17 protein-coding genes and 1 pseudogene are annotated in these 22,897 nt (G+C 59.2%); 2 read left to right on the top strand and 16 right to left on the bottom strand.

All coding sequences use genetic code 11. The features are described 5' to 3' along the window. The 5 genes from AC3WOS_RS11680 to AC3WOS_RS11660 form a co-directional block, all read right to left on the bottom strand. A complete protein-coding gene (locus AC3WOS_RS11680; protein WP_492716114.1) occupies positions 1–915 on the bottom strand; it encodes an acetaldehyde dehydrogenase (acetylating) in 915 nt (304 codons plus the stop codon). 58 nt (positions 916–973) lie between these two features. Then, the gene (locus AC3WOS_RS11675) at positions 974–1,804 is read right to left on the bottom strand and encodes a fumarylacetoacetate hydrolase family protein (RefSeq protein ID WP_492716113.1); all 831 of its coding nucleotides are present in this window, start codon (positions 1,802–1,804) and stop codon (positions 974–976) included. A gap of 43 nt (positions 1,805–1,847) precedes the next feature. After that, on the bottom strand, positions 1,848–3,053 hold the full coding sequence (locus AC3WOS_RS11670) for an acyl-CoA dehydrogenase family protein (protein WP_492716112.1): 1,206 nt from the start codon (positions 3,051–3,053) through the stop codon (positions 1,848–1,850). 95 nt (positions 3,054–3,148) lie between these two features. Next, positions 3,149–4,036, bottom strand: coding sequence for a VOC family protein (locus AC3WOS_RS11665; RefSeq protein WP_492716111.1), 888 nt, complete (start codon positions 4,034–4,036; stop codon positions 3,149–3,151). Between the two features lie 282 nt (positions 4,037–4,318). Next, positions 4,319–4,954, bottom strand: a complete 636-nt coding sequence (locus tag AC3WOS_RS11660) for an NADPH-dependent FMN reductase (RefSeq protein ID WP_492716110.1) — start codon at positions 4,952–4,954, stop codon at positions 4,319–4,321. 171 nt (positions 4,955–5,125) lie between these two features. Between AC3WOS_RS11660 and AC3WOS_RS11655 the strand changes: the two genes are divergently transcribed. Beyond that, the gene (locus AC3WOS_RS11655; protein ID WP_492716109.1) at positions 5,126–5,971 is read left to right on the top strand and encodes an alpha/beta fold hydrolase; all 846 of its coding nucleotides are present in this window, start codon (positions 5,126–5,128) and stop codon (positions 5,969–5,971) included. A gap of 86 nt (positions 5,972–6,057) precedes the next feature. Here AC3WOS_RS11655 and AC3WOS_RS11650 read toward each other — a convergent pair whose 3' ends face one another. From AC3WOS_RS11650 to guaB, 11 genes and pseudogenes are all read right to left on the bottom strand, one after another. After that, a complete protein-coding gene (locus tag AC3WOS_RS11650; protein WP_492716108.1) occupies positions 6,058–7,812 on the bottom strand; it encodes an FAD-binding protein in 1,755 nt (584 codons plus the stop codon). Between the two features lie 7 nt (positions 7,813–7,819). Further along, positions 7,820–9,451, bottom strand: coding sequence for a long-chain-fatty-acid--CoA ligase (locus AC3WOS_RS11645; RefSeq protein WP_492716107.1), 1,632 nt, complete (start codon positions 9,449–9,451; stop codon positions 7,820–7,822). Between the two features lie 28 nt (positions 9,452–9,479). Beyond that, the gene (bktB, locus tag AC3WOS_RS11640) at positions 9,480–10,664 is read right to left on the bottom strand and encodes a beta-ketothiolase BktB (RefSeq protein WP_492716106.1); all 1,185 of its coding nucleotides are present in this window, start codon (positions 10,662–10,664) and stop codon (positions 9,480–9,482) included. Positions 10,665–10,683: 19 nt separating this feature from the next. After that, the gene (locus AC3WOS_RS11635) at positions 10,684–12,453 is read right to left on the bottom strand and encodes an acyl-CoA dehydrogenase (protein WP_492716105.1); all 1,770 of its coding nucleotides are present in this window, start codon (positions 12,451–12,453) and stop codon (positions 10,684–10,686) included. Positions 12,454–12,463: 10 nt separating this feature from the next. Continuing rightward, positions 12,464–13,243 carry an SDR family oxidoreductase gene (locus AC3WOS_RS11630; RefSeq protein ID WP_492716104.1) on the bottom strand — a complete coding sequence of 260 codons (780 nt, stop codon included), beginning with the start codon at positions 13,241–13,243 and terminating at the stop codon, positions 12,464–12,466. Positions 13,244–13,246: 3 nt separating this feature from the next. Further along, positions 13,247–15,325: a 3-hydroxyacyl-CoA dehydrogenase NAD-binding domain-containing protein gene (locus AC3WOS_RS11625; RefSeq protein WP_492716103.1), complete on the bottom strand. Its 2,079-nt coding sequence runs from the start codon at positions 15,323–15,325 to the stop codon at positions 13,247–13,249. After that, positions 15,322–16,464, bottom strand: coding sequence for a 3-ketosteroid-9-alpha-monooxygenase, oxygenase component (locus AC3WOS_RS11620; protein WP_492716102.1), 1,143 nt, complete (start codon positions 16,462–16,464; stop codon positions 15,322–15,324). Before AC3WOS_RS11620 ends, AC3WOS_RS11625 begins: the two co-directional genes overlap by 4 nt. A 334-nt stretch (positions 16,465–16,798) precedes the next feature. Next, on the bottom strand, positions 16,799–17,680 hold the full coding sequence (locus tag AC3WOS_RS11615; RefSeq protein WP_492716101.1) for a helix-turn-helix domain-containing protein: 882 nt from the start codon (positions 17,678–17,680) through the stop codon (positions 16,799–16,801). 498 nt (positions 17,681–18,178) lie between these two features. Further along, a pseudogene (locus AC3WOS_RS11610) lies at positions 18,179–18,542 on the bottom strand (transposase); the annotation flags it as partial. A gap of 302 nt (positions 18,543–18,844) precedes the next feature. Further along, complete coding sequence (gene guaA, locus AC3WOS_RS11605) at positions 18,845–20,455, bottom strand: glutamine-hydrolyzing GMP synthase (RefSeq protein WP_492716100.1); 1,611 nt, start codon at positions 20,453–20,455, stop codon at positions 18,845–18,847. A 269-nt stretch (positions 20,456–20,724) separates the two neighbouring features. Then, positions 20,725–22,188 carry an IMP dehydrogenase gene (guaB, locus tag AC3WOS_RS11600; RefSeq protein WP_492716099.1) on the bottom strand — a complete coding sequence of 488 codons (1,464 nt, stop codon included), beginning with the start codon at positions 22,186–22,188 and terminating at the stop codon, positions 20,725–20,727. Positions 22,189–22,353: 165 nt separating this feature from the next. Here guaB and AC3WOS_RS11595 point away from each other — a divergent pair, with 165 nt between their 5' ends. Further along, positions 22,354–22,893 carry a DUF4124 domain-containing protein gene (locus AC3WOS_RS11595; protein WP_492716098.1) on the top strand — a complete coding sequence of 180 codons (540 nt, stop codon included), beginning with the start codon at positions 22,354–22,356 and terminating at the stop codon, positions 22,891–22,893. Positions 22,894–22,897 lie beyond the last annotated feature (4 nt).

The raw sequence follows: 22,897 nt of genomic DNA, 5'->3' as shown, positions 1-22,897 counted from the left end.
TTATGCAGCCGCTGCGGCCTCGAGTGTGATTTTTCCAGCGAGCATTTCCTGTGCAAACATTTCCGCAGTTCTTGCCGCCGCTGCCGTCATGATGTCCAGATTGCCGGCGTACTTGGGCAGGAAGTCGCCCAGGCCCTCGACTTCCATATAGATGGAGACACGGTTTCCATCGAATACGGGCCCGTTAACCAGCTTGTAGCCGGGTACGTATTTCTGCACTTCCTTGATCATCGCGTTGACCGATTCCCGAATTTCTTCCTGGCGCGGCGGCGTCTCGGTCAGACAGTGGATGGTGTCGCGCATGATCAGGGGCGGTTCTGCGGGATTGATAACGATGATGGCCTTGCCCTTCTTGGCCCCACCGACGCGTTCGACCGCACTAGCCGTGGTGCGGGTGAATTCATCGATGTTCTTGCGGGTGCCCGGGCCTACCGATCTGGATGACACCGTCGCGACGATCTCCCCATACGCCACCGGTTGAACGCGCGACACCGCGGCCACCATAGGAATGGTCGCCTGGCCGCCGCACGTGACCATGTTGACGTTCATCGCGCGTTTGCCAATGTTTTCCATCAGATTGACAGGTGGCACACAATAAGGGCCAATTGCCGCAGGCGTGAGGTCGATCATCAGCACCCCAAGCTCATTGAGCTTGCGGCTATTCTCCGCATGGACGTAGGCACTGGTCGCATCAAATGCAATTTGAATGTGGTCCGCGGTGACATGGGGCAGCAAGCCATCGACACCATCGGCCGTGACCTTCAGCCCCATCTCCGCGGCGCGCTTCAGGCCTTCCGACGTCGGGTCAATACCCACCATCCAAACCGGCTCGAGTATCGGACTACGTTGAAGTTTATATAGAAGATCGGTGCCGATGTTACCTGGACCGATCAATGCACAGCGAATCTTGGACATGGGATTGCCTATAGAATGTAGAACTGTTGAAAATCAGCCGGGCAGGGCCCAGCTCGCCTTATACGAAAATCGCTGTCGTCCGGCCGATGCCGTGCAGCTCCATTTCAAAGCGGTCACCGGGTACCGCCGGGGCCAGTGGAACCAGGCTGCCGGAAAGGATCACGTCGCCTGCATTCAAAGAAACGCCGTACTGGCCCAGCGTATTGGCCAACCACGCGACTGCCGTGAGCGGTGAACCTTGCACGGCGGAGCCGAAACCTTCGCTGAGAAACTCGCCATTTTTGGTTACCGTCACCTTGAGATTCGGCAGGTCGAGACCATGAGGACTGACGTGGTTATCGCCCAGCACAAACACACCGCACGACGCGTTATCGGCGATAGTGTCAACGATGCCGATTTTCCAGTCCGTGATGCGACTGTCGACGATTTCGAAGCATGGCGCGATGGCGGCGGTCGCCGCCAGTACATCCGCCTCCGTCACGCCAGGGCCGTTGAGATCACGGTTGAGAATGAAGGCGATCTCCGCTTCCGCCCGTGGTTGGATCAGAGAGTAACGATGAAAGTCAATCGGCGTACCGTTACGCACTTTCATGCGATCGGTGAGAAATCCAAAGTCAGGCTGATGCACGCCCAGCATGTCTTGCACGGCTCTCGACGTCACACCGATCTTCTTCCCCACAACGCGCTCACCTTCCGCGCGACGCAACTTTAGTGCTGCCAGCGAGATCGCATAGGCGTCGTCAATGTTTAATGACTCGCTGCGGCCGCTGAGAGGCGATACCGTGCGGCGTTCACGCAACGCGGCGTGCAGCTCCGCGCCAATGCGCTCGTGCAGCGTGGCCCGTTCTCCGCTCTTGCCGCGTACTTCTAATGCTCCGTAACTTGTCACAATCTCTCCTTTGCAAATCGCCGGAACCAGCGTTTCAGGTGATTCAGATGAAAAAGTCGCTGTTCTCGCGGCCAATGGCGATGGAGCCAAGATTGCAGGCGAAACTATAGTCCTGGTTGAAAGCGTGCTGACGCGCTGCGAGGATGTCGTTGAGCATGCGAGGGAACGGGGTGTCGCTAAACAAGCCCATGCCGCCGACTACCCGATACAGCTTGTTCGCGGCATCGGCGGCACGGCTGGCAACATGCGCCGCCTGATATTTATACAGGACACGTTCGCTGGTTGGCGGTGTTTCACCGCGCTCAATGTAGCCTTCCATGGCAGCGAAGTTTCGGTGCAGAACCGCCTTCATTTCCGATACGGCCGACAGCGCTTCCGCGATCGATACTTGCACGCTCTGGTTTTCGGCGGCCTTGCCGCCGAACGGTGAGACTCGCTTGGCAGCGTAATCAGCAACGGCGCTGGCAAAGCCCTGCAGTGCACCAATACAGGAGCTGTTAACCGCACGGATAAACACCTGGCCGAATGGCAGCTTGTAGAGTGGCGCACTAAATACCTTCATGCCTGGGCTGTCGCACAGGAAGCCCTGGCGATGACGGTGCGTGCGGTAAGCAGGGACAAACGCCCCCTCCACCACAATGTCCTTGCTGCCGGTGCCGCGCAAGCCATTGACCTGCCAGGAGTCTTCGACAATGCGCAGATCGGCCAGTGGCACAGCGAGCGTGCCCGGTTCAACACCACCTTTACCGTCAGGCAGCATCGCGCCAAGCAAGATCCAGTCGGCATTGTCGCAACCGCTGGAAAACTTCCAGCGTCCGCTCAGTTTGAATCCCCCCTCCACTTCTTCGACTTTACCTACCGGCATGTAAGTCGAAGCGACCAGCACGTCTTCGTCGTCTGCCCATACTTCAGCGGCCAGGCGCGCATCAAACAGCGCCAGGTGCCAATTGTGAACGCCAAGAATGCCAAACACCCAGGCCGCCGACATATCGCCCTCGGCAAGAATGGTCTGCACTTCGTAGAATACAGAGGGGCTTAACTCATAGCCGCCCCATTTTTTTGGCTGCAGAATACGGAACAATCCCAACGCCTTCATCGCATCGACAACATCGGCAGGGATGCGCGTCTCGGCGGAGAAGGAAGACGCTCGTTCCGCCAGCATAGGCACAAGACTGCGCGCGCGCTGGTACAGCTCTGCGGGGGTGGGGATTACGGAACTGGCGACGGCAGTTGCGGTTGCGGATTTCATTTCATTGCTCCTGTGTATAGACATTGCTAATTTGTTTGAAGCGAGCGTTACTGATCACGGTCGCACGCCTTGGGACCGGATCAGATCGTCGCAGGTTACTGAAGTGCATTTAGCACGAACTTGTGGCCCCAATAGCTCGGCAACGTGGTCTCGAATACCATGTGGCGGTCCCAGTCTTTCAATACACCGTGCCAGCCAATTTCGAAGAAGAATGCGCCGCCCGGGGTCATAAAGTAGAAAGAAATGGCGTCATCATTGACGTGCTGGCCTAACGTCATGACCAGTTTCATGTCGCTGTTCATGACCCGATCCAGCGCCAGGCCCACATCCTTCAGGCTTGGCATTTCGACGCACATATGGATCAAGCCAGCCGGCGATGGCATGCCGGCAAGCGCAAGGCTATGCTGTCGCTTGTTTTCGCAGTGCAAAAAGCGCAGCTTGACTGCCTGTCCGCCGAAATTCATTGTCAAGATATCGGACAAGCCGAACCCCAGCGTCTCGTGCCAGAAGCGATAGCAAGCGTCGACGTCGGTAGCAGGCAATACTATGTGCCCCAGGCCGAGTTCGCCCGTAACAAAACCTGGCACCCCGATCGGCGAAACGAACTGCTTGAAGTCACAAACCGGTCCCCAGAACACTTCAATCCGATTGCCATCCGGGTCGTGCAACCAGAAAAACTCCTGCACGCGCCGCAGGCGCTGTTCTTCAGCCACACCATCCGTCAACTGCACACCACGTTCACACAAGGATTTCTTTAAGTGTTCGTAGGCCTCCTGGCTGGGAACGGCCCACCCCGACGCAATGAGGCGGTCCGTCTCGGACGGAACAATGGCGAGCCTGAAATCCCGCTCGTCCATTTTGAGATATAACGAGTCATCCGGACCGGGGGCGGTCGACATACCCAGAATGTCCTCCGCAAACGGACGCCAATCGGCGACGCGCTGAGCGCCGATCACAACATAACCGAGTTCCTGCACTCTCATAAAAACGTCTCCAATTATTATTTATATGATTTCCGCCAAACTACCGCTTTGCCGCAATGCGTCCACTTGAATGACAAAACTATTGTAGGCTCGCGTTGGGCACCAGAAAACTTGAAACGCTTACCAAAAACGTTCAAGGCTTGAGCAAAACGACTGTCGTCAGAACGTACGGGCAAGGATGGCGCCGCAGCGTAATCACTCCGGCCCGTTCTGGAACAACGGTGGACGCGATAGTCATGACTCGCGTGAAAATCGTGATCACGGTGAATTGCGCTGCACAGTTCAGGTTGACTGATACAGTTCATCGCAGTCGGTCAAGCCGAGCCACGTCTCGAGATGGGTCGCTGTGGCCAGCTTGTCGCGCATCTGCAGCGACGCGAATTCGGCGACCTGACGGCCGACAATTTCCAGCTGGCCGCTGACGGCAGGATCGGTACATTGGCCGTCCTTGAACAAACCCTGCACCGTACGCACGCCGGCGCCCATCGGTGTCGGCCAGCCACGCAGCGCATGCACGATGGCGCGCAGCGTCGTCATCGTGCTGCCGGTTGCCTGCCACCCGTAAGCTGTTGCGATCAGGCCGACCGGCAGGCCATCCAGATAGACACGACTGTCTTTCGAAGTCTCTTCGATATAGTCGATAGCGTTCTTGACCAGGCCGGAAATGGTGCCGTGATAGCCCGGACTGGCAATGATGATGCCGTTCGCCTGGCGAATGGCGGCAACAAATTCCTTGGCCTCCACGCAGTCCCACGTGCCTTCCGCCAGGTAATGAGGAAAGCTGGCCAGCAACGCCCCGCCAAACAGCTTAGTCCGCGCTCCGTGCGCTTCGGCGGCACGCAATGTCAATGCAAGTGCCTGTTCGGTGGAGCCCCCCGGCGTGGCGGTACCACCAAGCCCAACGATAAATGGTTTCAAGATTATTCCTCAGAGATTGATCAGACAGTGATCTCATCTTAATCGCATCAATCGGCCAGGCCATGCACGAACACTTGCGATAAACGAACACTTATATCGCCAGCGGCGTACGCCGGGCACGCCGCCACTTCGAACGTATACATTTCAAACAGACACACAACCGGAGACATCATGTCCGCTACATCTGCACCGCCGATCGGCCAATTCACACAAGTATTCAATTCGAGCTTGCGCTTCCATTTCCATGAGCACGGGGCACCCAACGAAGAAAAACCATCCCTGCTGTTTCTGCATGGGAGCGGCCCGGGCGCCAGCGGGTACAGCAATTTCAGACAAAATTTCCCCGTCTTACATGACGCCGGCTACCACGTCTTGATTGTCGATTACATTGGCTTTGGCTATTCCGACAAGCCCGTTGACTTCGAATACAGCGGCGTCAACCAAGTCGCCATCCTGCACGAGTTTCTGCAGCAGCGGCAGGTAAAAAAGGTGGTCCCGATCGGGAACTCCCTGGGCGGCTATTACGGCATTCAGTTCGCGCTTACGTATCCAGACATGGTCCCTAAGCTGATCTGCATGGCGCCTGGCGGGATAGAGGAACTTGCCAAATGGATGCCCGCTTCATCCGGACTGCAGGCCATGGCGGCCGCAGTTGCGCAAGGCGGCTTCGATACGGATTCATTCCGCGCACTGCTCAAGCTGCTCGTCAAGAGCGAATCGGTGATCACCGAACAAGTGATTGCAGAGCGCTTGCCGATCGCACAATCGCAGCCACGCGAGGTGTACAGCAAAGCCGTGCATGCGCCGATCTGGGACTCGCTCGCAGACCTGAACATGCCGGTGCTCGGTTTCTGGGGCTATCACGACCAGTTCATTCCGGTGCGGCACGCATTGATCATGCAAGAGAAAATCCCCGACTGTCGCATGGTGATTTCCAATCGCGCCGGTCACTGGTTCATGATCGAGGAGCCGGACATGTTCAACCGGATCTGCCTCGACTTTCTTCGGGAGCAGTGAACACTCGATCTTGTCATCACCACGGCGGCACGGTGCGGCCGCCATGGTGAACAGGTAGTGCCGGGGTTTGGGGCCTCGATTGATTGTTAAGGAGTGGAGGCCCGTTCTTTAAAGTGCTCGTCCGTTTGATCTTGCTGCATCATCAAATGATTGACTGCCGCCATGGCGAAGGTCATGGAAGATCCCAGCGTAGCCCCTGCCCCTGGGTAGCTCCCCCCCATTACCGAACCCGCTACATTCCCGACCGCATAGAGTCCCGGAATCGGGGTGCCGCTGACATTCAACACTCTGGCCGCCTCGTCGGTCTTAGCCCCACCCTTGGTACCAAGGTCCCCCAAATCGAGGCGCACAGCGTAGTACGGCCCCTTGGCAAGTTCTCCCAGCGTGCGACTCGGACCATGTGACGGATCGCCGAAATATTTGCTGTAGAAGTCGTCTCCACGGCCAAAATCCTTGTCCACGCCGGTTCTCGCGTAGCGGTTAAACTTCGCGACCGTTTCGGCCAGCGCGTCCTTGGGGATTCCAATCTTTCCAGCAAGCTGATGAAGCGAGTCCGCCCGATAGAGGAAGTTATCGAACCAGTCAGGCGGCAGCGTCGCATCAGACGCCACACTGCCCGGCAACAAACCACCTAGTGGATACTTGCGCCGGAATTCGCTGTCAAACACAAGCCAGCATGGCAAATTCGCGCCAGTAAGTGCCTGATCGCGCAGCATAGCCTGACCGAACTGGTGGTATGAACAGATTTCATTCGTAAAGCGCACACCGTTGCGGTTGACGCACAGGCTGTGAGGCAGGCCGCGCTCAAAAAACAGCGCCATATGCCGGTTCGTATTTGGCGCCTGCAGCGAAGGCATGCGTATCGTCGGCGCCCACCACGCCTGTTCGAGAAACGCCGTGTCGGCACCGATCGCTTGCGCCGCGCGCAGGCCATCACCGACGTTGTTATCGCGCGGCGTCGCGCTCCATTCGCCGTTGGATTTGTGCCCCAGATGCCGTTCGCGCATTTCCGTGGATTGCTCGAAGCCCCCGCTCGCCAGGATCACACCTCTATCCGCACTCAGCATCTGCTGGCGGCCTTCACATAGGACGATGACGCCGGTAACGCGGCCGTCAGTCACAACGAGTTCCTTCATGCAGGTGTTGAGCAGTAAGGGGATGCCCCGCTCCAGCATCGCCTTGCGCAATCCGCCAATCAGGGCATTGCCGATGGTCAAGCGCCGGTCACGACGGGTACGGCGCCGGCAACTGATATCGCCCCAATAACGCAGCATGGCACGTCCCAGCACACCCACCCAACCAGGCTTACGGTAAAGCAGCGCACTGCCCTCTTCGAGATCGAGTGAGATCCGGTTCATCAGCTTGAATTCCGGGTACGATTCACGCAAGCGATAAAACTCGTCGCCGAGCACATACCCATCCTCCAACGGCGCGACAAACATTGTCCGTCCGCCGGCCAAAGCGCCAGGGAGTTTCGGGTAGTAGTCCGGGTACGTCAGTTCGGGATGCACATAATATTTGACGCCGAGCTCCGCCAGGTAGTCGACAAGCCGTGGCGCCATGTCCACGTAATAGCGCAACTTTGCCTCTGGTACCGCATTTTCCGTGCACGCCTTGAGGTACTCCAATGCCTTGGCAGATGAATCCTTACCTTGCAGAGCGTCGTTGTTCGGGATCCATATAGCACCGCCGGATACCGCCGACGTCCCGCCATAGCGGTCCGACTTTTCCACAACCAGGGCGCGCAGCCCAAGGTCGTGCGCCCTGATGGCGGCCAGCATACCGCCGGCACCGGAGCCGACGACGACGACATCAAAATTTCCAGTTGCGTTATTGTCCATGTCTATCCTACTCCTTTGAGTTCGCAGCAGCGCTGGCCAGTTGCTGACGCACGCGTTTTTTGTCAATTTTCCCGGTGGCGCCGATATACATGGCGTCCATAAAGACCACTTCGTCCGGCATCCACCACTTGGGAATCCGCCCTTCAAGAAACTTTGTGATTTCTCCCGGGTTCGCCACCGCACCGGAAACAAGTTCAAGAAACAGGACAGGGCGCTCTCCCCATTTTTCGTCACTTCTTCCGACCACCGCCGCCAGCGCGACCTTGGGATGCATCATGGCCGCATTCTCGATATCGATCGAACTAATCCACTCACCACCTGACTTGATTACATCCTTGGCACGGTCAGTGATCCGCATGAAGCCGTGCTCATCGATGGTGGCAATATCGCCCGTATCGAGATAACCTTCTTCATCAAGAATGGAGCGCTCGTCGCGGTAATAGGCGGAGGCAATTGCGGGGCCGCGCGCGAACAGCCGCCCGGGACTCACGCCGTCGTGTGGCACGCGGCCATTGGCATCATCGAGCAGCTTGAGGTCAATACCGACCGGCGAGCGGCCCTGCTTCAGGCGCCACGGCATCTGCCTGTCGAATGGCAGGGCAGCGATTTCCGGGGTTAGCGCACCCACGCCGCCAACCGGCGACATCTCGGTCATGCCCCAGGCATGCAGCGGTTCAACGCCAATCTCGCGGAGACCTCGTATGACCCGCTCCGGACAAGCGCCGCCGCCAATGATCACGCGTTTCAGCGTAGCCGGACGCCGACCGGTTTCCGCCAGGTGCTGTAGCAAGCCCAGCCAGACTGTTGGCACGCCCAGGCTTATCGTCACGCCTTCTTCTTCAATCAACTCGAACAGGGAGGCGCCATCGAGACGTGCGCCAGGCATGACCAGCTTACAACCCGCCGCCGGCGCGGAGAATACAACCGCCCAGGCGTTGGCGTGATACATCGGCACCACCGGCATGACGACGTCACATGCGCGGAACCCGAATACATCCGACTGCAACGTCGTCAGCGCATGCAGGAAGTTTGAACGATGGGAATACAACACCCCTTTAGGATTACCAGTAGTGCCCGAGGTATAGCACAGGCCAGCCGCACTGCGTTCGTCAAAGGCACCCCACTCTGCTTCGCCTCTCCCGCCCCCGACAAAATCGGACAGCAGGCATTGAGGCGTGTTGAAATCGGGGACATCCGCCGGCGGCGTGAAGAACACAATTCGCTCGACGCACGGGCAAGCCGGCAGGATGCGCTCAAGGATAGGGGCAAACGCGGCATCGGCCAGAATGATACGGTCCTGGGCGTGATTAACAATGTACACCAGCTGCTCGTCAGACAGGCGGGGATTGAGCGTATGGCAGATGGCTCCGATGCCACTGATGGCGTACCAGGCTTCAAGATGCTCCACGCCGTTCATGGCCAACGTCGCCACGCAGTCCCCGGCTTGAATACCGGCCGCGAGCAAAGCACTGGAAAGCCGCTTGGCGTCGCGGTGAACACTGGTGTAATTCTTGCGCCCGATGCTCCCATCGGGCAGGCGCGTGACAACGTTTCGCGCGCCGTGCCAACGCGCCGCGTGATCCAGTAATCGGTCTGTGGTCAGGCTAAATTCCTGCATGAGCCCCGGTTTGAATGTCATATTATTTCCTCGCACTCAAGCATTGGTTTCAGACGCGTTCGAATATTGCGGCGATACCTTGTCCGCCGCCGATACACATGGTCGCAAGGCCATAGCGTCCGCCCGTGCGATGGAGTTCGTGCACCAGCTTGGTGGTAATGATGGCGCCGGTGGCGCCAACCGGATGGCCCAATGCGATGCCGCTACCGTTCGGATTCACTTTGCTGCGATCGAGTCCCAACTCGCGCACGACGGCACACGCCTGCGAAGCGAATGCCTCGTTGGATTCAATCACATCGAGATCGGCGATGTTGAGGCCCGCGCGTTCCAGCGCGATCCGTGTGGCCGGCACCGGGCCGATTCCCATGTGCGCAGGATCGACGCCGGCATGACCATACGCAACCAGGCGTGCGAGCGGCGTCAAACCATGCTCTCTCACCGCAGCCGCACTCGCCAGCACGAGTGCAGCCGCGCCATCATTGATGCCCGACGCATTACCGGCGGTCACGCTACCGTTCTCCTTGCGGAAGATAGGCCGCAGTTTTTCGAGGTCTGCCAGCGTCACCCCCTCACGAACGTATTCGTCGACTTCGAACAGATAGGCACGGCCGCGCTGCCGCACCTCGATGGGAACAATCTGGGCCTTAAAGTGGCCTGCCGCGATGGCCGCCGCCGCGCGCTGCTGGCTCTGCAACGCCTGCGCGTCTTGCTCCTGCCTGGAAATGCCATATTTGTCCGCGACGTTCTCGGCGGTGACGCCCATCAGTCCGTTGCCAAATGGATCAGTGAGGGCACCATTCAACGCATCGACCAGCGCCGCATCGCCCATCCTGTGGCCCCATCGCATGGCGGTGGCGAGAAAGGGGGCACGGCTCATTACTTCAGCCCCGCCGCCAACGACGATTTGCGCATCGCCCATGCTGATGTAATGCGCCGCCGAGAGAATGGCTTGCAGGCCCGAGCCGCACAGGCGGTTAACGGTCATGGCTGGTGTACCATGCGGGATGCCCGCACCTATACCCGCCACGCGTCCCAGGTAGGCATCTTTGGGCTCAGTGGGTATCACTTGGCCAAAGACCACGTGATCGACGCGCTCGGCCGCCACGCCGCTGCGTTTTAACACTTCCCTTATCACGGCGCTCGCCAGCTCACCTGGTGCCGTGTCGCGCAGCGCGCCGCCAAACGATCCGATCGCCGTGCGGGCTGCGCCTACTATGAAAACCTCTTTCAACATATTGTTCCCTGATGTGTACTCAAAAAATGTCCGGTGTTGCACCGGATGCGGCATCGCTCCGCGCGACGACCGCAGCCAGCCAGCCAGGCACGCGCGGCAATTCGAAATCGAAAAAGAAACGGCACGCCCGCAGCTTGCCGGTATAAAAGGAGGTCGCCCCGGCCTTGTCCTGTGCCCGGTTGGCCACCACCGCCTGCTCCAGCCACAACCATGCAGCCACGCCATGGCCAAACGCCTGGAGAAACGGCACGGCATTGTCCGTTGCGCGCGCACGCGGCATATCTCGCAGCACCTCGATGGCGGATTCAATTTCCTTCCACGTTTTCATCAATGACTCGGCGTGTGGAGCGAGTGCTGGATACCCGGATGCCATATGGCTGGTCGCCGCCACACGCTGGCGTAAAACTACCATTCCTGACGCGGGTTCCGGCAACAATTTGCGGGCCAGCAGATCCATCGCCTGCACCCCGGTAGTGCCTTCGTGAATCGGATTCAGGCGATTGTCCCGGTACAGCTGCTCAACATCGAAATCGCGGGTATAGCCATAGCCCCCGTGGATCTGGATCGCGAGGTCATTGGCCGCCAGTCCGTATTCCGAGGCCCACGTCTTGGCGATCGGAGTTAGCAAGCTGAGCAAATCGGCAGCAAATTCGTCGTCATGCTCGTCAACCAGCTTGGCGCAGTACAGGCACAAAGCCAGCGCCCCTTCCGCATACGCTTTCTGCGACATCAGCATGCGCTTGACATCGGCATGCTCGATAATCGCCACTGGCGGGCCGCCCTTGGTCTCGGGCCTGCGCCCCTGGAGGCGCTCCTGAGAATAGGCGAGCGCATGGCGATAGCCTCGGTACCCTACTGCCGCCGCACCAATGGCGACCCCGATCCGGGCTTCGTTCATCATGCTAAACATCTGGCGCAGCCCCTGACCTGGCTCGCCTATCATCCAGCCGATCGCGCCAGAGGTTTCGCCAAAGTTCAACAGGCAGTTCGCGGTTCCCCGGTATCCCATTTTGTGATTCAGTCCGGCGACGGTGACGTCATTACGGCGGCCATCTGGCAAGACTTTCGGCACGATAAACAGCGAAATCCCCCTGGTACCCTCGATCAGGATTCCATCATCCCCGGGAACTTTGGCGAGCACTAAATGAATGATGTTCTCGGACAGACTTTGGTCGCCCCCGGAAATCCACATCTTGTTGCCCGTCAGGCGATAGCGCACGCCAAACTCGTCATCGCCATCGACCACTGCCCGAGTGCGGATATCGGCGAGACTGGAACCGGCCTGCGGTTCGGACAGGCACATCGTTCCGAACCAGCGTCCCTCAATCTGCGGCGCGGCGAACTGCTGGGCCTGCGCCTGCGTGCCATATGTGACAATCAAGCGGGCGTTCGCAATGGTCAGCATCGCGTACGCCGATGTCGCCAGATTTGCTGCGGCAAACAAGGAAAACGACGCCGCGTGCACCAGGTAAGGCAAGTTCATGCCACCGAGTTCAGGCGGAAATCCCGCAGAGAACAGGCCGGCTCGCGCATACTGCCAGAGCGCGTCGCCTATCGCCTGGGGCACCTGGACAGCCCCGGAAGTGTCCTGGAAGGGCTCGCACTGGTCCGCCTGCTTGTAATGCGGCAGGAACAAATCGACGGCCAGACGTTCAGATAGATCCAGCACCGCGTCGACCGTTTCGCGAGAGTGATCTTCGTACGGCGGACGGCCATAGCTGAGGTCGGCTTTAAGCCATTCATACAACAGGAAATCGAGATCCCGGCGGGGAATAAGGGGATGTGACACGTCGCTATCCTTAAATAATGGTTGATCCACCGTCGACGACGAGGACATGGCCGGTGATATGCCCACCGGCATCTGAGGCCAGAAGCAGCGCCGCGCCCTTGATGTCATCGCCGCCGCCAAGTTTGCCCAGTGGAGTCCCATCGACAAGCTCCACCCCGAAGCGCGCCAGCGTCGCCTCGGTCAGCTTCGAAGGGAAAAAACCGGGAGCCAGCGCATTGACCCGGATCCCTCTCCCGCCCCACTCGGCCGCCAGGGCCCGGGTCATGTTCACGACGGCGCCCTTGGCCGCGTTGTAAGCGATCGTTCCACCACGCCGGGCGTGATGGCCCTGCAAACCTTCAATGGATGCGACGTTGACGACAGCGCCACGCGCACGCGGCAAAAAGCAGCGCTTGGCCACTTCCTGCGTCAACAGGAACATGCCGGTGACGTTGAGGTTCATGACTTTATTCCAGCCGTCGAGCGGATAAGTTTCGGCCGGAGCGCCCCAGGTGGTCCCGGCGTTATTGACGAGGATATCCACTGTTGTTTCTTCAGCGATGACGCGGTCGACCAGCTTCACCACCGATTCGTGGCCGCCGATATCGGCAGCCACGGAACGCGCGGTTATACCCAAGGCACCAAGATGCGCAACCGCCTCATCGAGCTCCTCCTGTTTTCGCGCCACGAGCACCACGGTGGCACCAAACTCCCCAAGCGCCTCGGCTATCTGCAAGCCAAGCCCTCGCGAGCCTCCGGTAATCAAGGCGACACGGCCCTGCAGGTTGAATAGTCTTTTTAGATTGGCCATGTATTATCCTGGATTGAGGGTACTGAAACTGCGGCCTTGGCCTACCAGTTGCGCCAGCATTGGCGCCGGTTGCCACGCCCATCCATGCCGCGATGCCGACCATTCACTAATGCGCTGGTAGACTTCGCGCAAACCTCGCCGTTCGGCATAAAACATGGGACCACCCCGCTCCGCCGGGAATCCATATCCATTCAGATAAACGACGTCGATATCGAGTGGCCGATACGCAATCCGTTCATCCAGGATGCGTGCTCCTTCATTCACCATGGCAAGCACGCAGCGGTCAACGATTTCCGTATCGGATATGGTTCTTCGCTCAACATTGATCGCCGCGGAGTGAGCCACCACTAACTCATCGATTCTTGGATCGACTTTCGGGGTGCGGCCGTCGGGATAGAGATAGAATCCCGCCCCTGTCTTTTGACCATAACGCCCCATTTCGCAAATCAAATCGGGCAGCTTCGAATATGGGCGGTCTGGCTGGCTAAGTGCCCGCCTTTTACGTATGCTCCAACCAATATCCTGGCCGGCCAGGTCCATGGTACGGAACGGCCCCATCGCCATGCCCCACTCTTCCAGTGCGCGGTCGACCTGCTGCGGCAGCGCCCCCTCCTCAATCAGGAAGTACGCCTGGCGCAAATACTCCTCAAAAATCCGGTTCCCGATAAAGCCATCGCAGACGCCGGCAACCACGCCAATCTTTCCGATGCGTTTCGCGAATGCCATGGACGCAGCCAGGACGACCGGTGCGGTACGAGCGCCCCGCACGACTTCCACCAGGCGCATCACATTGGCCGGACTAAAGAAGTGCATACCAACGACGCGCTCTGGCCATCGTGAAAATACCGCCATCGCATCGATGTCCAGCGTTGAAGTATTGCTCGCCAATATTGCGCTCGGCTTCGCGACTCGGTCGATTGCGGTGAATACCTCACGCTTGACGTCCAAGTCCTCGAACACGGCTTCAATGACAAGGTCAGACTCCGCGATGTCCTGGAACTCCTGGGTTGGCGTTAAGCGCCCCAGACGGTCAACCGCATCACGTTCGCTGCAGCGGCCCTTCTCGACGTCGCGCCACAACATTTTGGCAATCCCGTCTACGGCAGCCGTCAGTGTCTGTTCGCGCTGCTCGACCAATACCACCGCCAGCCCGGCATTGAGCAATGTCAGGGCAATCCCGGTGCCCATCGTACCGGCGCCGATAACCGCGCAATGCTCAATAGTCGGAGCAGGCAGACCGATCTCCATACCGGGTATCACCGCAGCCTGGCGCGCCGCGAAGAAGGAATGACGCAAACCCGCTGAAGCGTCGCTGGCGAGTAAGGCGTCGAAAAAACGTGCTTCCAGCGCCAGCCCTTCCTCAAATGCGCTTCCAGAATTGGTCGCCGCAATACATTTGATGATGTCGTCCCGCGCGGTGCTCAACGTGCGCTGCCGGGGTGCGTCCGCACGCGCCTTCTCGATGGCCTCCGCGTCTTCGCCCACGGGCAGCGCATGGACGACACGCAGAGGCACGGTGCGAATCGTGTGCGCCAGATCCACCTTGTCAATATCGTCCACGATTGCGTCGATCAGGCCGCACGCAAGCGCTTCCTGGGCGTTAATCCTTTTGCCCCCGAGGATAAGTTCAAGCGCCTTGGATATCCCCACCAGCCGCGGCAAACGTTGCGTTCCGCCACCTCCCGGCAGCAGGCCGAGCGTCACCTCTGGAAAGGCGAAGGTCGCGTCAGCCGTCGCGATGCGTGCATGACCGGCCAGCGCCAGTTCGAGGCCGCCCCCCATCGCATAACCATGGATCGCCATCACAACTGGTTTGTCCGCCCGCGCGATGAATTCAATCAACTCTCGCAGTTCGCCGATCTTTTCCGGAGATTTGTCGAAGTCCGCGATATCGGCCCCGGCGGAAAAACATTTCCCACGCCCCCGCACAACGACTGCGCCAATGTCATCCCGTACGAGTTGCGATTTCAGGTTTGACAGGATCGCGCTCACCACGCCGCGGCCAATCGACAGCGTGTTCAAGGGAGCGTCATCGATATAGACGACGGCAATTTCACCATTCATTGCTTCATTCACTTTCATGGCAACGCGGCCTGTTCAGTTTCCCAATACGCCAGCGCCTTGGACATGTCCATCTCCAGCTCGAACCGGGCAACCATATCGGGCTGCACATCCTTCGCATCGACATAGAACTGCTCATACCAGCGGCGCAATTGGTACACCGGCCCGTCAACCTGACACAGAATAGGATTGTCGACACGCGCCTTGTTCTTCCAGATATCCACGTCCTGGTAGAAAGCGTTACGGAATGCCACGGTATATTCGTCCGCGATGGCCTGCGCTACTTCGGCCGGCACGCCTGGCATTCTCCGAACGACGACGCCGGCATGGAGCATGAAGCTGTTTGGCGTGATCGGATAGTGCGCATTGATCAGCCAGCAGTCGATTTTTTGGCCCTTGTAATTCGCTTGCTGGAAATTGATCATGTACGCCGGGCCGTAATAAGTGGCTTCGCTGTCCATGCCGAACTGGTCGTCATTCTCGCCCTCATTTGCCTGACCAAGTGAGCGGTCCTTGCGCGTTTCGTACACTGCTATCTGGCTGGCGGTATGGCCTTCAAAGACATTCTTGAATTTGCGGGGCAGCCAGCCATGTACATAGTAGAAATGCGTGTTGTCGGCAACGTTGTCGACCAATTCCCTGCAGTTTGTATTGATAACCTGACTTTCCCAGTTCCATGTGGTGCACTCGCCAGCGTCAAATGGCAGGATGGGAGGAATCGCGACTTCCGGTGGTGGCGGATTGTCTTCCGGGTCGTGGTAGACGAAAAGTTGGCCGCTTACTTCAGAAACGGGCCAGGACTTGATTTTCGCTCGTGGCGGGATACGTGGCGCGAAGGGAATGGCGGCGCAACGGCCGTCACCACCCCACTGCCAGCCGTGAAACGGGCATTCGACGCTGTTGCCGCGTATTTTTCCGTGACCGAGCGATCCACCCATGTGGGGGCAATAGCCGTCGAGAATACGGATGGTTCCGTCTTCGCCGGCAAAGACGACCAGCTTGGTGTTGAAGATTTCCAGCGCGTGGGGTTTGCCGTCCCGGAATTTCTCAGCGACACCAAGTACATGCCAGCCACGTGCAAAACGCTCGGGTGGGGTAGTTGATTCAACCCTGTGAAGCGGTGCAGCAACTGGTGCGCTCTCGCAGTTCGTATGATTCATTTTCGATGGTCTCCGTTGATTGCCGAGATGTATCCGGCCTTAGCGATATTCTATGGAGACACACACTGAATGCCATGGAAAGCACGACCGCATAAAGGTCAACGCTTATCCAAAACGAGTACTGCTGGGTTAAAGGGGAATTTGGACTGGAATCGCAGCCACCATGACACGTTGTATCAGCGGCGTAATTCAACAGGTGATCGGCAAGAACAGAGGGGCGTACGGCAGGTGAGATCGAAGGCCAATGAGGGAACGAGGCATACACCAGCAACAATCGGGCCAGCGGGTTCGGCACGGACGAACCGCCAGCAGCCCACAGCGATTGAAAGCGGCATCAGCGGTTTTCGGCTGTGGTACTTAATCGGGCGCGGTAGTCGCCGGGCGCCTCGCCAGTAGCTTTTTTGAACGCCGACGAGAAGGCACTGGGGTGGGCGTAACCCAATTGATACGCGATCGCCTTCAACTGCATAGAAGAGTCCCGCAGCAGCGTCTGCGCGCGCACCATCCGAACCTCTTCGATATAGTCGTAAACGGTCTTTCCAGTCGTGCTTTTGAAAATACGCCGCAGGTGGGCGACACTGAAGCCACACGCATCGGCAACATTGCTGAGATTCGGTGAACCATCTTCAAACGACTTGATGTAATTCTGGATGAATTGCAATCGCGCTTTGCTGAGAGTTCCCTTTGAATCAGTCATGCAACCACCGCGATTTTGCTCAGATAGCAATCTAGCGAAGTCGACCCCGATAAGGGTGACGAGTGCACCGATCATTTCGACGCTGGAGCGTTTTGGATCCAACACCTCCTCCGAAACCCGTCGAAGGCCATATTCGATATTGGGATTCCTAAGGCTTAGGCAAGAAGCCGGATCGGCCATCACTTGGGCAGCATCGCATTCCGCCTGTTCGCTCAGCCAATCAAGATTAAATCGACAATCGACCGTGCGCGCCACCTCAAGATTGCCCGCCCCGCGCACATGTACCTCAACGTTGGGCGGCATAAGCATTAATGGCCCAAAAGAACCCGTCTCATCGGCGTCCACCCAGCCCCGCGCATCGAGGCGCGACGGCCACAACCTCAATCGGAGGATCGGTTCGGTCGAGAGTCCAACAAATTCCGCGCCCGCATCCCATTGATAGTCGACAACCTGAATGATGCCTACTTGGGTCTCAGCCGTAGTGCATACCTTAGCCGTTGCACCAGCTGTGAGATTCATAACGATTGTCTCCAACAATAATTATATTTATCATATTTTATACATCTTTTAACAGCAAACTGCTTCAAGAACCTTCGTCATTAGCAATTTCATTTTAGAAGGCGAACACTCGTCTAGCAATACGACTACAAAGTATATTTTCAACTGTAAGGTTGCTCATATGCTGCAAATTCGATGCATAGTCGCGCTCACAACTGCCCCACCGGTCATGGTCGTGTCTTCTTCCAAGTATCACGACTGTTCGACCACGCATGTCACCGGCACGACTCGGTATGATCGCATGACTGTCCTGAGACGACAGGCTCGCTCGCTTACAAAAACTGCGCTTCACTTTCGAAATCCGCTCAAACAACACGCTGGGCGACCGGCCGGAGCGCGTCAATGAATTTGAAGCACCTTGTTGAATTGGTAAGAGGCTAAGTCTCGGTCTTTCAGACAGATTTTTTCTCGTGATCGGCGGGTTGATCCATGCAGCTGTCGGCAATTTCCGCGGTTGCCGATGCCAGAATGGCAATGCTGCCGGTTGTACCAGGTCAGGAACTGGGCGCGCTGGGTGCGGGCGTCAGCCAGCGAGCCAAAAGCGTGCCGGGAAGCAAGCCTGATACCTCAAGGTCTTGAACTGTGCTTCCGCGTATGGATTTTCGTCGGACACGTAGGGCCGGCTGCGCGATTTAGCGATGCCCAAGTCGGACAGCAGTGTGGCCACCGGCTTGGATTGCCTGCTGCTGCCGCGGTTCGCATGCAAGGTCAGCGTGCCCGGCGCGATACCTTCCTAGGCGGCGGTGTCGACGATGACCTGCTCGGCCAGTTCGGCGGTTTCGTGCTCGGCCACCATCCAGCCGACCACGTAGCGGCTGAAGATGGTTCAGGAGAAAAATCCTGAATAGAAGCGCAAAATCGCCGGCAACGCGGCGCATTTACTAGATTCGATTTGCCGCACACGGCAGCAAGCCCTTGACTGCTGGAGGATCGGAATCGAACCGGCCTAAACCGCTCTGCCGGCTACCGCGAAACCACTATCTGCAGCAAGTGCGTCAATACAACCGCTAAGCAATGGTCAGTGGCAAAGTATGTCCGCAAACAACAAAGGCCGTTGATGATAAAAAACGAATCATCAACGACCCTCATTTTTCCATTAAAAATCAGTCACTTATAGCGAGCTCATCACTCCCATTCAATGGTCGCCGGTGGTTTTCCCGAAATATCGTACACCACGCGGTTGATGCCCCGCACTTCATTGATGATCCGGTTGGACACCTTGCCCAGCAGCGCGTGCGGCAGGTGCGCCCAGTGCGCCGTCATGAAGTCCTGGGTCTGCACGGCGCGCAGCGCCACCACGTATTCGTAGGTGCGGCCGTCGCCCATCACGCCCACCGACTTCACGGGCAGGAATACGGCGAACGCCTGGCTGGTCGCTTCGTACCAGTTCTTCGGCAACTGCTCTTCGTCCACGGCCTGGCCGGTGACGAATTCGTACGGCGTGTTGCGCAGCTCTTCGATGAAGATGGCGTCGGCGCGACGCAGCAGGTCGGCGTAATCCTTCTTCACTTCGCCCAGGATGCGCACACCCAGGCCAGGGCCTGGGAACGGATGACGGTACACCATGTCATGCGGCAGGCCCAGGGCCACGCCCAGCTTGCGCACTTCGTCCTTGAACAATTCGCGCAGCGGCTCGAGCAGCTTGAGCTTCATGGTGTCCGGCAGGCCGCCCACGTTGTGGTGGCTCTTGATGGTCTGGCCCTTCTTGCCCTTGCCGGCCGATTCGATCACGTCCGGGTAGATGGTGCCCTGCGCCAGCCACTTGGCGTTGACCAGCTTGCCCGACTCGACCTGGAACACTTCCACGAACTCGCGGCCGATGATCTTGCGCTTCTGCTCGGGATCGGTCACGCCGGCCAGGTGACCCATGAACTGGTCTTCGGCGTCGATGCGGATCACTTTCACGCCCAGGTTCTTGGCGAACATGTCCATCACCATCTTGCCTTCGTCCAGGCGCAGCAGGCCGTGGTCGACGAACACGCAGGTCAGCTGGTCGCCGATGGCGCGGTGGATCAGCGCGGCGGCCACGGACGAATCGACGCCGCCCGACAGGCCCAGGATCACTTCATCCGTACCCACCTGGGCGCGGATCTTCTCGACCGCTTCGCTGATGTAGTCGGGCATGTTCCAGTCCGACTTGCAGCCGCAGATCTCGTGCACGAAGCGGCCCAGCATGGCCTTGCCCTGCACCGTGTGCGTCACTTCCGGGTGCCACTGCACGCCGTAGAAATGCTTCTCTTCATTGGCCATGGCGGCGATCGGGCAGCTCGGGGTATTGCCCATCAGGACAAAGCCCGGTGGCATTTCCAGCACCTTGTCGCCGTGGCTCATCCACACCTTGAGCATGCCGTGGCCTTCGTCGGTGACGAAGTCGTTGATGCCGTCGAGCAGCTTGGTGTGGCTGCGGGCGCGCACTTCGGCGTAGCCGAATTCGCGCACCAGGCCGTTCTCGACCTTGCCGCCCAGCTGGGCCGCCATGGTCTGCATGCCGTAGCAGATGCCCAGCACTGGCACGCCCAGTTCGAACACGGCCTGCGGCGCGCGCGGGGCGTCGCCTTCCAGCGTGGAGCTGTGGCTGCCCGACAGGATCACGCCGGAAGCGCCGTAGTTGCGCACGAATTCGTCGCTGACGTCGAACGGATACACTTCCGAGAACACGCCGGAATCGCGCACGCGGCGCGCGATCAGCTGGGTAACCTGGGAGCCGAAATCGAGGATGAGGATTTTTGAATGCATGGGATAGGGGCTTCTAAATGATGAAATCGGTGCAGCAAGGCGGCCGCCGGCGGACGGCGGGCCGTGAGACGAAAACGCCGGCGACCATGGGCCGCCGGCGTCGTAAGGTTTAGAGGCTGAGCGCTTTTCGGGCGTGACCGAGCAGCGCGCCAGAAGGCGGCCGATCGAGGCGCAAAGCACAGCCATAGCGGGCTATGGCGAGCATTTGCAACGACGAGCGGGCGCTTTCTGGCGTGATGAGCGGGCATGAACGAAAAACTCTCAGACTCTCAGTCGCCGGAACGGTAGTTCGGCGCTTCCTTGGTGATTTGCACGTCGTGCACGTGCGATTCGCGCATGCCGGCCGAGGTGATCTCGACGAATTCGGCCTTGTTGCGCAGTTCGTCGATGGTGGCGCAACCGCAGTAACCCATCGACTGGCGCACACCGCCCACCAGCTGGAAGATGATGGCCAGCACGGAGCCCTTGTAGGCCACACGGCCTTCGATCCCTTCGGGCACGAACTTGTCGGCCTTCATGGTGGCGTCCTGGAAGTAGCGGTCGGCCGAGCCGTCCGACATCGCACCCAGCGAACCCATGCCACGGTAGGACTTGTAGCTGCGGCCCTGGTACAGGATCACTTCGCCCGGCGCTTCTTCCGTGCCGGCGAACATGGAACCCATCATCACGGTCGACGCGCCAGCGGCCAGGGCCTTGGAGATGTCGCCCGAGAAGCGGATGCCGCCGTCGGCGATGCACGGTACGCCCGTGCCTTCCAGCGCTTCAGCCACGTTGGAGATGGCGGTAATCTGGGGCACGCCCACGCCAGCCACGATACGGGTGGTGCAGATGGAGCCAGGGCCGATGCCGACCTTGACGGCGTCCGCGCCGTATTCCACCAGCGCCTTGGCGGCAGCGGCGGTGGCGATGTTGCCGCCAATGACGTCCACGTGCGGGAACTTGGTCTTGATCCACTTCACGCGGTCCAGGATGCCTTGCGAGTGGCCGTGGGCGGTGTCGACCACCAGCACGTCCACGCCGGCCGCGACCAGCAGCTCGATGCGCTCTTCATCCTTGGCGCCCACGCCGACGGCGGCGCCGACCAGCAGCTTGCCCTGGGAATCCTTCGATGCCAGCGGGTGTTCGGTCGACTTCTGGATGTCCTTGACGGTGATCAGGCCCTTCAGTTCGAAGGCATCGTTCACCACCAGCACGCGCTCCAGGCGGTGCTTGTTCATCAGGCGCTTGGCTTCGGCCGTGTCGGCGCCTTCCTTGACGTAGACCAGCTTTTCGCGCGGGGTCATCTTGGCGCGCGCTTCGGCGTCCAGTTCCTGTTCAAAACGCAGGTCGCGGTTGGTGATGATGCCCACCACTTCCTTGCCGGACACGACAGGGAAGCCGGAAATGCCATACTGCTCGGTCAGCTTGATGACGTCGCGAATCTTCATCTCGGGCGGGATGGTGATCGGGTCGCGCAGCACGCCGGCCTCGAAACGCTTGACGCGCGCCACTTCACGGGCCTGGTCCTTCGGCTTCAGGTTCTTGTGGATGATGCCGATGCCGCCCTCTTGTGCCATGGCGATGGCCAGACGGGCTTCGGTCACGGTATCCATCGCGGCGGACAGCAGCGGGATATTCAGGCTGATGTTACGGGTCAGACGGGTTTTGAGGGACGTATCCGCAGGCAGCACATTCGAGTACGCTGGGACGAGGAGCACGTCATCGAACGTGAGTGCTTTTTGAAGTAGACGCATAGCATTTCCTATTGGCGCAAAAGCAGATTATACAGAATTCCCGCGCCGCTGTCCTTGCGCCTCGGAAAAAATCTGTCACGCCCCGTGCCGCGCGATTGACAGTTGCCGCAAATCATGGCGAAATCTGCCCAGCGGCGCCTTCGCCCTGCCCCGGAAAGCATCACCATGAAACACGACACGCTCCCCTCCTCCCGCCGCGCCGCCGGCGCGCTGCGCCTGGCGCTGGCCGCCGCCCTGCTGGCCGTGTCGGCCCAAGCGCTGGCGCAATACCTGTGGATAGACGAAAAAGGCGTCAAGCAGCTGTCGGACCGCCCGCCGCCGCCCAACATCCCGGAAAAGCACATCCTGAAGGCGCCCGGCAAGCCGCTGTTCGATCCCAACGCGCCGGCGCCGGCGGCCGCGGCCGATGCGGCTGAAGCACCCGAATCCAAGGCCAAGGCCGCGCCCACGCTGAGCGAACGCAACGCCGACTTCAACAAACGCAAGACGGAGGCGGCCCAGGCCGAGCAAAAGAGCGCCGACGAGGTGCGCCGCAAGGCGGCCGAAGCGGCCAACTGCGCGGCGGCACGCAACCACCAGCGCGCCCTCGACGAAGGCATCCGCATGTCCACTTACGACAAGGATGGCCAGCGCGTCATCATGGGCGATGCGGAACGGGCCGAGGCGTCGAAAAAGAATCAGCAGGTGCTGGCCAACTGCCATTGAACGT

This window comes from Rugamonas sp. FW305-51 (assembly GCF_058786935.1).
The sequence above is the reverse complement of the archived record's forward strand: the minus strand, read 5'-3'. Positions and strand labels throughout refer to the sequence as shown.